The sequence below is a fragment of the Cobetia sp. 4B genome, assembly GCF_018831605.1.
Lineage (GTDB): Bacteria > Pseudomonadota > Gammaproteobacteria > Pseudomonadales > Halomonadaceae > Cobetia > Cobetia amphilecti.
Genome location: NZ_CP059843.1, coordinates 2555706 through 2567819, shown reverse-complemented (window position 1 = coordinate 2567819; position 12114 = coordinate 2555706). Strand labels below are relative to the sequence as shown.

10 protein-coding genes are annotated in these 12114 nt (G+C 64.2%); 4 read left to right on the top strand and 6 right to left on the bottom strand.

Translation table 11 applies throughout. The features are described 5' to 3' along the window. Positions 1 to 67 precede the first annotated feature (67 nt). From H2O77_RS10710 to H2O77_RS10685, 6 genes are all read right to left on the bottom strand, one after another. On the bottom strand, positions 68 to 1174 hold the full coding sequence (locus H2O77_RS10710; RefSeq protein ID WP_215823008.1) for a TRAP transporter substrate-binding protein: 1107 nt from the start codon (positions 1172 to 1174) through the stop codon (positions 68 to 70). 174 nt (positions 1175 to 1348) lie between these two features. Then, positions 1349 to 2476, bottom strand: coding sequence for a LacI family DNA-binding transcriptional regulator (locus tag H2O77_RS10705; RefSeq protein WP_215823007.1), 1128 nt, complete (start codon positions 2474 to 2476; stop codon positions 1349 to 1351). A gap of 145 nt (positions 2477 to 2621) precedes the next feature. Beyond that, positions 2622 to 3674 carry a D-glycerate dehydrogenase gene (locus H2O77_RS10700; RefSeq protein WP_240548575.1) on the bottom strand — a complete coding sequence of 351 codons (1053 nt, stop codon included), beginning with the start codon at positions 3672 to 3674 and terminating at the stop codon, positions 2622 to 2624. A gap of 75 nt (positions 3675 to 3749) precedes the next feature. Further along, positions 3750 to 4778 (bottom strand): sugar kinase, encoded by a 1029-nt coding sequence (locus H2O77_RS10695; RefSeq protein ID WP_240548574.1) that lies wholly within the window; start codon positions 4776 to 4778, stop codon positions 3750 to 3752. Positions 4779 to 4973: 195 nt separating this feature from the next. After that, positions 4974 to 6566 carry an aldehyde dehydrogenase (NADP(+)) gene (locus H2O77_RS10690; RefSeq protein ID WP_215823006.1) on the bottom strand — a complete coding sequence of 531 codons (1593 nt, stop codon included), beginning with the start codon at positions 6564 to 6566 and terminating at the stop codon, positions 4974 to 4976. A gap of 210 nt (positions 6567 to 6776) precedes the next feature. Beyond that, entirely contained in the window at positions 6777 to 7553 is a 777-nt protein-coding gene (locus H2O77_RS10685) for an SDR family oxidoreductase (RefSeq protein WP_107334523.1), read from the bottom strand. Positions 7554 to 8201: 648 nt separating this feature from the next. Between H2O77_RS10685 and H2O77_RS10680 the strand changes: the two genes are divergently transcribed. From H2O77_RS10680 to H2O77_RS10665, 4 genes are all read left to right on the top strand, one after another. Beyond that, complete coding sequence (locus H2O77_RS10680; RefSeq protein ID WP_043334189.1) at positions 8202 to 9167, top strand: tripartite tricarboxylate transporter substrate binding protein; 966 nt, start codon at positions 8202 to 8204, stop codon at positions 9165 to 9167. Positions 9168 to 9226: 59 nt separating this feature from the next. Beyond that, entirely contained in the window at positions 9227 to 9697 is a 471-nt protein-coding gene (locus tag H2O77_RS10675) for a tripartite tricarboxylate transporter TctB family protein (RefSeq protein WP_107334525.1), read from the top strand. Further along, on the top strand, positions 9697 to 11217 hold the full coding sequence (locus tag H2O77_RS10670) for a tripartite tricarboxylate transporter permease (RefSeq protein ID WP_043334188.1): 1521 nt from the start codon (positions 9697 to 9699) through the stop codon (positions 11215 to 11217). The genes H2O77_RS10675 and H2O77_RS10670 overlap by 1 nt, the downstream gene beginning before the upstream one ends. Before the next feature lie 114 nt (positions 11218 to 11331). Continuing rightward, positions 11332 to 12033: a FadR/GntR family transcriptional regulator gene (locus tag H2O77_RS10665; RefSeq protein ID WP_215823005.1), complete on the top strand. Its 702-nt coding sequence runs from the start codon at positions 11332 to 11334 to the stop codon at positions 12031 to 12033. The last annotated feature ends 81 nt before the right edge of the window (positions 12034 to 12114 follow it).

Sequence of the window (12114 nt, the reverse complement as noted above, 5' to 3'; positions counted from 1 at the left end):
GCGAGATCATTCAAGCCAACCTGACGGCGGGGCAGCCAGACGCTGCAGGGCTGCCCCCAGGCGTGGCTTACTTGACCGCACGCACCTTGTCGTAGATTTCCTTGAGGCCCATCTCGGCGATCACTTCCTTGAGCGGCTCAGCCACGATTTCCTGCATGCGCTCACGGTCGATCTCATGCAGCTTGGCGCCCTGCTTCTCGAGCTCGGCGAGAGCATCCGCGTCCTGCTCCAGCTGCACCTTGCGGGCATAGGCCGCCGCGTCATGGGCCGATTCCATCAGGGTCTTCTGCTGCTGCTCATCCAGGTTGTCCCAGGACATCTTGGACATGGTCAGCAGGCGCACGGTGATGTCGTGCTCGGACAGCGCGATGTTGGGCGCGACTTCGTGGAAGCGCATGCGTAGGGTCCATTCCGGCTCGTTGAGCAGCCCGTGGATCGCGCCCAGCTGGATGGCGGTGTAGATCTCCTTCCAGGCCACCACGCTCGGTTCGACCCCGAGTGCCTGCCAGGCGACGATCAGCGGCTTGGTCGGGTTGGTACGCAGCTTGAGGCCCTCAAGTTCATCGAGTGAGGTGACCTCGCGCGAGCTGACGATATGCCGCTTGCCGCCCCCGAAGTAGGCCAGCACCTTCACATCGGTCTCGTCACTGATCTTCTGGGCGATCTCCTGGCCGACATCGCCATCCAGCACCTTCTGCCAGTGATCGACATCGCGATACAGGAAGGGGATCGTGAACACGTTGGCGGTGGGCGAGAAGTCGGTGATCAGCCCCGGGCTTACGATGGACATGTCCAGCGCGCCGGCCATCTGTTGCTCGAACATCTCGGTCTCATGGCCCAGCACCGAGTTGCCCATGATGGTCATGGTGATGTCGCTATCGGTCTTCTCGGCGAGCAGGTCGCGCAGCCGCTCGGCGCCGAGTTGATAGGCGGTATCTTCGGTGCCGGCGTGGCCGAAGCGCAGCTCCATCGCCTGGGCGCTGGCCGAGACGCCGAGCGTGGCGCCGATCAGGGTGCCGGTGGTGGCCGCGACGGCCAGGCTCTTGCCTAGCCCTTTGCTTAGCCGGGCGCTCAAACGAGAGCCCAGACGTGAGCACTGGGAGGGAGAGGTGGAGATAGAGGTGGAGGTGGAAATAGAGCGAGAGGCATTGGTTGGATTGATCCAATTCAGCATGATGGCGTTTTCCTTGGCGTTGTTTGTTGTTGTGCCTTGCACCTTCTGGTCTTGCAGTCTTGCCGTCTTGCGCTTGCCAGACCGACAGTCTCCAGACTGCCGGTCCATGCTCGGGGGCTGCGCGGCTTGTCGATGCTCTCCAGGCATGACGTGCCGATCAGCTGAAGCTTGGTATCAGTCCTTCGGGGGCGTCGCGACGATGGCGTCGTCAGGACTCCCGCAGGAGCGGCGTATCTTGAGTTCCGGCGGCATGATGACGCTTTCTCGCTCGCCGCCGGGGTTGGCGATCCGGCGCAAGGCCAGGCGCGCCGCCTGCTCCCCGATGGCGTAGGGGTGCGTGGCGATACTGGTCAGGGGCGGGTCGCCCAGTTCGGCTTCCTCGACGTCATCGGTGCCGATCACGGCGCAGTCGCGGCCGGGCTCGAGCCCCATCTGGCGCAGGCCCAGCATGGCGCCGAAGGCCACCAGGTCGTTGTGGCAGACCACCGCCGTCGGGCGCGGGCTTTCCTGCATCAGACTCTTGATCAGTTCATGACCGACGCGTCGGGTCACGCCGTTGCCACGCACCAGGCGGCGATAGGCCAGGCCGTGGCGATCCAGCGCGGCCTGATAGCCAAGCCAGCGGTCATGGCTGACCGAGTGATCCGCGCCGCCGATGAAGGCGATGCGCTGATGGCCCAGGCCGACGAGATGATTGACGGCCATCTCGGCCACGCGCCGGAAATCGGTGCCGGCGTAATCGAAGGGCGGCGCGTCCAGATAGCGCATCACCTGGATGCAGGGCATGCCCCAGTCGGCCAGTTGATGAATCAGGTTGGGGTCCGTGTGTTCGGCGGGGCACAGCAGCAGGCCATCGACGCGATGTTCACGCATGCGCTCGATGAAGCGCTGCTGGCGCTCGGGGGAATCCTCGCTGTTGGCGAGGAATGACACATAGCCTTCCTGGTGCAGGGCGGCATCGATACCCGCGACCATGGAGCCGAAGAAGGGGTTGGCGATGTCATAGACCACCACGCCCAGGGTGGCGGTGCGGCTGCCACGCATGGCGGCGGCGCCACGGTTGTAGACATAGCCCAGCGCCTTGATGGAGGCCTGGACCTTCTCGCGGGTGCGCTTCGCCACCAGCGGGCTTTCGCGCAGCACCAGCGAGACCGTGCTGCGCGAGACCTTGGCGTGGGCCGCGATATCCTGGAGCGTGATGCTGCTCGAGGCGCCCTGAGTCGAATGGCCCTGAGTCGAATGGCCCTGTGATGACGGGTCGGCATCTTCCCGAGCAGGGGGTGGCGTGATGGGCGCTTTCATGGCGTCGTTCCTGGGCATTTTCTTGTTGTCATCCCAAGCCTGGGCTGGGGCGCTGGCGTTTTGGATTGTTCCAATTCCTTGTCGTCAGCATAGAGCAATCCCTCGGCTATCCCTTCAGCACTTTGGTCTGGCAGGCGGGTTTGTGCTAGCGGCGTGTCCAGTGGGTTTCATTGACCGCGCTCAAGGGGGATTCGCCTGCCAGCGCCAGCAGCAGGTTGTCCAGCGCACGCTGCGCCATGGCGCGCCGGGTCTCATGGGTCGCCGAGCCGATATGCGGCAGCGCCACGACCTGAGGCAGGCGCGTCAGCGGCGAGCTTGCCGGCAGCGGTTCCTGCTCGAAGACATCCAGCCCCGCCCCGCGAATGCCGCCGCGCTCGAGACACTCGATCAAGGCCCCTTCATCGATGACGCGCCCGCGGGCGATGTTGATCAGAAAGGCGCTGGCGGGCATCAACTCCAGTTCGCGCCTGCCGATCAGGCGTTCGGTCTGCTCGCTGAGCGGGACGGTGACGCACACGAAGTCGCTGGTCTCGAGCAGTGAGTCCAGTTCGACACGGGTCGCGCCAAGCTCGCTTTCCAGCTCAGGCTTTGGGGAGGCGTTCGAGTACTGGATGCGCATGTTGAAGCCGAGCGCGCCGCGCCGTGCGATCGCTGCGCCGATGCGCCCCATGCCGATCATGCCCAGCGTCTTGCCGTGCACATCCGTGCCGAAGTGGGACGGTGTGAGGCTCTCTGTCCATTGGCCATCGCGAACCTTGCAGGCCAGCTCCACCGCGCGCCGCGCCGTGGCCATGATCAACAGGAAGCCGGTGTCCGCCGTGGTCTCGGTCAGCACATCCGGGGTATTGCACAACAGGATGCCGCGCGCGTTCATCGCCGTCAGCGGGTAGTTGTCATAGCCCACCGAGACCGAGCAGATCACCCGCAGTACAGGGGCGGCGTCCAGCAGCGATGGCGTGATCACATGGCCTGAGCTGATCAGGCCGTGGGCATCGCGCAGGACATCGCGCAGCGCGTCTTCCCGCGCCTGTGTGGACAGGCCCTCAGGCAACACCACGACATCATGATGCTCGCGCAGGGTGCTCATCTGGTCATCGTCGAGTGCCTTGAGCACCACGACCTTGCGGCGGGGCAGGGGGTTGGCCGCGTCGCTGGCCATCTGGCTGGCACCCTGGGGCGAGTAGTGCTGTGCGTGCATGGAGGTCTCCTTGAGTTCATGAGCGTTCGACACGAACGGATCGACAGGCGCAGATCGACAAGCGCAGATCGCGGCTCAGGACACGAGACTGGCGGCCTCTCCGTTCTCGATCGCCGTGAGTGTCTGGCGATCCGGCAGGCCCTCCATGTCACCGCGCACCTGCACCGCGCGACTGCCCAGCAGGTTGGCGCGCAGCATGGCAGCTTCAGGTGACAGTCCATCGAGCAAGGCGCTGATGGCACCCACCGCAAAGGCATCGCCGGCACCGACGGTATCGACGACCTGGTCGACGCGCTGGCCGGGGACACTGAAGGCGGCTTCCTTGCCACCGATCAGTCCACGGTAATAGCTGCCCTCAGGCCCGAGCTTGATGATGACGGCCTTGGCACCTTGTTCGAGGTAGTGGCCCGCGATGGCCTCGGGGGTCTTGTGGCCCGTCAGACGTTCGCCTTCCGCCAGTCCCGGCAGTACCCAGTCAGCGCGGCTTGCCAGCTGATTGAGGGTGTCGCGCATCTCACGCTCGCTCGACCACAGGGTGGGGCGCAGATTGGGGTCGAACGAGATGCTGGCGCCTGAGGCGCGGGCCTGCTCGAAGAGGTGGAAGGACAGCTCGCGGCAGCTGGGGGAGATGGCCGGCGGAATGCCGGTGGCATGCAGGTGGCGCAAGGCGCTGAAGTCGATGCCATCGGCATCGCGTGCATTCATGCGGCTGGCGGCGCTGCCCTGGCGGAAGTACTCGACATGGGGGTCTTCGCCCTGACTGGCGCGCGCCTTGAACATCAGGCCGGTGGGCGCCTCGTTGTCCCGAGTCAGATGGCGACAGTCCAGGCCATTGTCTTGCAGGGTCTGGCGCAGATAGCGCCCGAGACTGTCGTCACCCACGCGGCTCAGCCAGCCGACATGAAAGCCCAGGCGGGCGAGGCCGATGGCGACATTGGTGTCGGCCCCGGCGATACGGCGCTCGTAATGTGAGACGTGCGCAAGATCTCCCTCGCTCTCGGCGACCAGCATGGCCATGGCTTCGCCGAAGGCGAGGATTTCCAGTGGCGAGGAAGAAGGGGAAGAGGTGGGCGTCGCAGACGCGCTGGCTTGCTCAGACATCATGGCGTGTCCTTTGTCTTGGAGACATTCCTTGTATTTGTCAGCCATGACGGTGCGGCTGGCGAAGCCGCCCCGTCATGCTAGTGCTGCACCGATAGTGCTGCACCGATAGTGCTGCGCCGTCTTGCTGGTCGCGCGTCACTTGTTGCGTACTGATTGTCGCGTACCCGTTGCCGACAGGCTCAGTGATGGCGCGACTCAGTGCTGGCGCTTGCCGTCCACCAGGCGTGGCAGGTCGGCGCTGTCACGCAGGGTCGGGCTCAGCAGTGCTTCGGGCAGGTCCTGGTAACACACCGGACGCAGGAAGCGTTCGATCGCCGCGCTGCCCACCGAGGTGGTGCGGCTGTCGGAAGTGGCAGGCCAGGGGCCGCCGTGGACCATCGCCTGACAGACCTCGACACCGGTCGGCCAGCCATTGGCGAGGATGCGCCCCGCGCGACGCTCGAGGACCGGCATCAGGCTGCGCGCGGCATCGATATCGGCATCGTCCAGATGCAGGGTGGCGGTCAGCTGGCCTTCCAGGTGCTCGCAGACCGCACGCATCTCGTCCAGATCGCGACAGGCGATGACCAGTGAGCTGGCACCGAAGACTTCTTCCTGCAATGCGGCTTCACTCAGGAAGTCGCTGCCGGTGGTGCGGAACAGCGCGGTCTGACACGGGCTTGCGTTATCGCCATCCAGCGCACCGCGCGCCACTTCCTGTACCTGAGGCAGGGCGGAAAGCTTCTCCACGCCACCGCGGTAGGCGTCATGAATGCCTGGCGTCAGCATCGTCTGGCAGGCACTGGCCGCGACGTTGTCGGCGGCGGTGTTGAGGAAGCGCTCCAGCGCCTCGCCTTCGAGTGCCAGCACCAGCCCCGGATTGGTGCAGAACTGGCCGGCACCCATGTTGAGCGAGGCGATGAAGGCCTGTCCCAGCGCTTCGGCGCGGGCCTCAAGCGCGGCCGGCATCAGCAGCACCGGGTTGATGCTGCTCATCTCGGCGTAGACCGGAATCGGCTGCGGGCGGGCTTGAGCCGTCTTGAGCAGTGCCGTGCCGCCACTGCGCGACCCGGTGAAGCCCACGGCCTGGATGCGCGGGTCATTGACCAGTGCCTGGCCCAGGGTGTTGCCGCTGCCGTAGAGCAGCGAGAAGACGCCTTCCGGCAGGTTGCAGCGCTTCACGGCACGCTGGATGGCACCGCCGACCAGCTCGGACGTGCCCGGGTGAGCGGAATGCGCCTTGACGATGACCGGGCAGCCCGCCGCGAGGGCCGAGGCGGTATCGCCACCGGCCACCGAGAAGGCCAGCGGGAAGTTGCTGGCCCCGAATACTGCCACAGGGCCGAGACCGATGCGCCGCTGGCGCAGGTCGGCACGTGGCATCGGGCTGCGTTCCGGCATGGCCGGGTCGATGCGCACATCCAGCCATTCCCCGGCGCGTACGACACCGGCGAACAGACGCAGCTGACCGCAGGTGCGGCCGCGTTCGCCTTCCAGACGTGCGCGCGGCAGGCCGGTTTCCTGCAGGGCGCGTTCGGTGATCTGCTCGCCGATGGCCTCGATTTCCTCGGCGATGGTCTCGAGGAAGCCGGCGCGGGTCTCGGCGTCCGTCTCCCGGAAGCTGTCGAAGGCGTCATGCGCCAGCTGGCAGGCCAGCTCCACCTCGCGGGCACCACCGGCCGGATAGGCGGGGTCCAGTCGTTCGCCATTGGAAGGATTGATGGCATGAACCGGCTTGCCGTCAGCCAGCAGGCTCTGCTGGCCGATGAGCTGATGGCCGCGCAGTGTCGTCTGATCGGAAGGTGACATGAGGCGTCTCTCTTTTCGTTGGGCGTGCTGTGCGTGGGGCATACGGAGCGTGGGGCCTACGGTGCGTGGTAGGTGCTGTGCGAAGGACGCGTGGAGGGCCAGGGGGGGGCAGGCGCCTCGACAGGCCAGGCCAGTCGAGGCGTCACCGCCTTGGGGATTGCGCGTCACTTCACGTCATTCCACCGCGCTGAAGGTGGCAGACGACATGCCTTACGGGCACATCTGGCCGCCGTTGATGTCGATCACCTGACCGGTGATGTAGCCACTGGTGGCGTGCGAAGCGAGGAACAGGAAGGTCGGCGCGCATTCTTCGGAGGTGCCGAAACGGCCCATGGCGATGCTGCCGGCGATCTTGGTGCGCAGCTCTTCGCTCTTGTCGGCATGGAAGACGGTATCGATGGTGCCCGGCGACACGATGTTGAAGCGCACGTTGTCCTTGGTGAATTCCTTCACCCAGTTGCGATGCAGGTTGTGCAGCATGGCCTTGGTGCCGCCGTACAGGGAGGCGCCCAGACCGCCGCCTTCGCGACCCGCGATGGAGCCGGTGCTGATGACGCTGGCGGTGGTGCCGGAGTCCTTGGCGGAGGCCTTAAGGTGCGGCATGGCGTACTTGGTGGTCATGATCGCGGAGCGCAGGTTCAGGTCCATCACCAGGTCGAAGGCGGCATCGTCCAGACTCTCGAGTCCCGCACGCACACCCAGGCCACCGGCGTTGTTGACCAGCACGTCCATGCCGCCGAAGGCCTTGGTGAAGTCTTCCACCAGTGCGGCGCAGCCTTCGCTGGTGGACAGGTCACGTGCGAAATATTCAAAGCGTGCCCCGGTGGCTTCCAGCTGGGCGATGGCGTCACGCGCGGCGTCATCCTGCTGACGGCTGTTGATGCCGACCACGGCACCCTCACGGGCGAAGGCGACAGCGGCTGCCAGACCAATGCCCTTGGTAGAGCCGGTGATGAGAACTTTCTTCTGCTTGAGATCGGTGAACATGTGGGATTCCTGACGGTGGAAAGCCGTACGCTCTTGGAGGCGGCATGGCGAATGAAAGGTGGAGGGGCCTGCGGCGAGCATCGGCTCCCTCTCGGCACGAGTCACCTTAGCCCAGACAAACAGGTTCGACAAACAAATAATGACAACTAGCGAATAGTGCTTTAGTGCAGTCCCGCCTATCAAATGACATGAGAAGGCTGACTTGAGGCCTGGTTCGCGCGGTGCTGACCGGGGCTATTGGGAGAGGGGACTGTGCGCATCAGTCGAGAGACTGATTTGTCGTGAAATTCCTGATAAATCAAATAAATCAATGGCTTGTGGCAATGCATGCGATGCGGATCGGCCGACGATCTGCAAGGCGTTGCGGCCATTGGATAAGGGTCGCAGGGGCCGGGGTCGGCTATCCTAGGGGTTGATCCGGCCAGCCTGTCACGACCTACAACTCCCGCTCCCTCCCTGCCGTCCATTTTTGGATTGGTCTAAAGTTCAAGTTGTCATAACTTGTAAAATTCGTGCATCCCGCTGACACTGATCTGCGTATTCGGGGCAGTCATCGCCAACCCTCAAAGCGGCTGCCTCACGCTGCAACGCCACAATCGACACAGCCACGCAACGCCTCCATAACAAGACAACGAGAGAGTCTTCGCCATGCGTAAATTGTCACAAGTCCTCTGCGCCTCCGTGCTGACCCTGTCCGCTTCCGCGGTGATGGCAGCCGACTATCCCTACAAGCCCATCACGCTGATCGTGCCCTGGTCTGCCGGTGGCGGTACCGATGCGGTCGGTCGTCAGCTGGCGGCGGGCCTGCAGGAAGAGCTCGGTCAGCCGGTCAATGTGGTCAACAAGACCGGCGGTTCCGGGGTGGTGGGGCACATGGCCATGAAGATGGCGCGTCCCGACGGCTATACCCTGGGGCTTGGCACGGCAGAGATCGCCACCTATCAGCACATCGGCACCGCGCAACTGTCCTATGAGGACTTCACGCCGATCGCGCTGCTCAACCTGGACTACGCCTCCTTCACGGTGAATGCCGATTCGGAATGGAAGACACTGGATGATGCCCTGTCGGCGCTGAAGGCCAACCCCAGTGACTACACCGTGTCCGGTTCTGCGCCGGGGGCGGCCTACCATCTGTCCTTCGCGGGCTTCTTGGATCAGCAGGGCATCAACCCGAATGACGTGACGCTGGTCCCCAGCGAAGGCGCGGCACCGGGCCTGCAGGAACTGGCCGCCGGTGGCGTGGATATCGTGTTCTCCTCGCTGCCGGAAATCGAATCCATGCGCCAGTCGGGTCGCGTCAAGGCGCTGGCGGTACTCGCCAATGAGCGTGTCGATTCCTTCGAGGACATTCCGTCTGCCAAGGAGCTGACCGGTTCCGAGTGGAGCCAGGGCTCCTGGCGTGGTCTGGTCGGCCCTGAGGGCCTGCCGGAAGAGGTCACCGCGCGCCTGTCTGAAGCGACCGAGAAGGTCTGGAAGTCCGAGCAGTTCCAGGACTTCATGGCCAGCCGCGGTTACGGCACCGTGTGGGAAGATGCCGAAGGGTTCCGTGCCTTCATGAAAGATCAGGATGAAAAGAACGCTGCCACCATCGAAAAGCTGGGGCTGGCCAACTGAGCACGTCGCATCGCTTGGTGTTCGAACGTTTCCTCCTGAGTCTTCATGAGTAACCGCACATGCGTACCAACGACAAGGTAACGGGTGTGGTGACGGCAGCCTTCGGGGCTGCCGTCATATATGCCTCCCTCGACCTGAAGAACCTGCCGCGCCAGGAATATGGGGCCGGTACCTTTCCCACCGTCATCGGCGCACTGCTGATACTGTTCGGGGCCATCCTGCTCGTCCGTGGGCTGCGCAATCGTGAAGTCTGGTTTGCCTGGCAGCACCCCGTGCCGCTGATCACCTTCATTCTGACGCTGGTGGCCATCTGTGCCTCCATCATCGCCTACATCTATCTCACCCCGGTGGTCGGCTTCCCCGTGGTGTCCTTCGTATTGCTCACCTTGCTGCTCTACACCTTCCATCATCGTCGCTGGATGCCCGCTGCCGGCATCGCGGTGACGGCGACAGGGGTGATCTGGGGCGTGTTCGGCCAGTTGCTGCACGTGCCGCTCGAGCTGGGACTGCTGGAAAAGGTGATCTACTGATGAGTGACTTACTGCAAGCCGCCACGATGGTCTTCACCTGGGAAGTGATGCTGATCATCCTGGCCGCCTCCCTGTTCGGGCTGTTCATGGGCGCGATTCCGGGCCTGACCGCCACCATGGCCACGGCCCTGCTGGTGCCGGTCACCTTCTTCATGGACCCGCTGCCGGCCATCGCCGCCATCGTGTCCGCCACGGCCATGGCGATCGTGGCCGGGGACATTCCCGGGGCGCTGTTGCGAATCCCCGGTACGCCAGCCTCGGCGGTCTATACGGAGGAGGCCTATGCCATGGGCAAGCAGGGCAAGGTGGGTCTGGCGCTGGGCCTCAACGTGACCTGCTCGATGATCGGCGGCGTGATCGGGGTGCTGATCCTGGCCTTCTTCGCACCGCGCATCGCCGAGTTCGCCATCCAGTTCACCAGCGATGAGTACTTCTGGCTGGCACTGCTGGGGCTGTCCTGCGCGATTCTCGTCTCGGGGCGTGATCCGCTCAAGGGCGGCATCTCGATGCTGGCGGGCCTGGTCATCGCGATGGTGGGCATGGACAGTGTCTCCGGCCAGATGCGTTTCACCTTCGGCAACTACGACCTGCTGGCCGGTATCTCCATCCTGCCGGTGCTGATCGGCCTGTTCGCGATCTCCGAGCTGATCCGCCGCATGCCAGAGACGCGCAACCCGGCGCCGATCGTACCGCCGGTCATCAAGCGTCCCTTCGAGGGCGTCGGCTCGACCCTGTGGAAGTACAAGGGTGGCGTGCTGCGCGGCGGGGCACTGGGAACCGTGATCGGCTCTCTGCCCGGCGCCGGTGCCGACATCGCCTCCTGGATCAGCTATGCCGTCAGCCGCAAGTTCTCCCGAACGCCGGAGAAGTTCGGCAAGGGCCATCCCGAAGGCCTGGTATCGGCCAGTTCCGCCAACAATGCCTCGCTCTCCGGTGCCTACATTCCTGCGCTGGTGTTCGGTATCCCGGGCGATACGGTGACGGCGATCATCATCGGCGTCCTGATGACCAAGGGCATCACCCCGGGGCCGGACGTCTTCACCGACCAGGCGCCGCTGGTGAACGCCATCTTCATGGTCTTCGTGCTGGCCAACCTGCTGCTGTTGCCGCTGGGCTTCATGGCGATCCGTGGGGCGCGTCACATCCTGTCGATTCCCACCGGCATCCTGTTCCCGCTGATCCTGATGTTTTGCATCGTCGGTGCCTTCGCGGCCAACAATGCCATGTTCGATATCTGGATCATGCTCGGCATCGGTCTGATGGGCTTCTTCATGGCCGAGAACGACTTCCCGGTCGGGCCGATGATTCTGGCGGTGATTCTCGGACCGATTGTCGAGAGCAACTTCATGCGCTCGATTCTCAAGTCCAATGGCGACCTGACCGCCTTCGTGGACCGCCCCATCGCCATGGTGCTGGCCATCGCCGCGGTGGCGGTGTGGAGCATGATCATCGTCAACGGCGTGAAGGCAGGGCGCAAGGCACCGCAGGCAGAGGAAGCGACTCAGCCCCAGGATGCCTGAACGGGCGTCAGCCGCGCGGCCTTTCCTCAACTGGCAGGGTTTCCGGTAGAATTGCACACCATCCGACATGCCTGAAGGTGGACTAAGAGTGATGAGAAAGGGCGACATGACACGATGAGTGACGCAGCCAAGCATTCACTGGCGCTGGTGGTCTACGAGAAGATTCTGGCGGCCATCATCAGCGGTGATTACCCCGTCAACAAGAAGCTGCCCACCGAGGCGCGCCTGTGCGAGCTGTATGAGGTGTCGCGCCCGGTGCTGCGTGATGCGCTGGCGCGGCTGCGCGAGGACAATCTCGTCGTCTCGCGGCGGGGCTCGGGCAGCTTCGTCATCAATCGACCCGACAGCGCCGTGCTCGAATTCGCGCGCATCTCCAGCATCGCCGACATCCAGCGTTGCTTCGAGTTTCGCACCAATGTCGAGGCCAGTGCGGCAGGCCTTGCCGCACTGCGGCGCACCCCGGAGCAGCTGGAGCACATTCGCCAGCGCTTCGAAGCCATCAACCAGGCCAATCTCAACCATGATCGCGCCTCGGATGAAGACTTCGAGTTCCATCTGGCGATCACCGAAGCGGCCAGCAATCACTACTACGCCACCGTGCTGCGCTCGCTCAACCAGAGCATCAAGGAGGGCATGAACCTGACGCGCGGCCTGTCACTGCGCGCCTCGGAGGAACGCCTGCGCATCGTCCAGGATGAGCATCAGGCGATCATCGATGCGATTGCCGACAAGGACGCCTCGGCGGCCGAAAGCGCGATGCGGGCGCATCTCGAAGGCGCGCGCCGACGCATGTTCGAAGGCGTTCATGCGCCTTAGCCCCACAACAGGTAAGCCCCTCAGAGGCAAGCCCCTCAAGAGGCAAGTCCCACAATAGGCAAGCCCCTCGCGAGGTAAGCA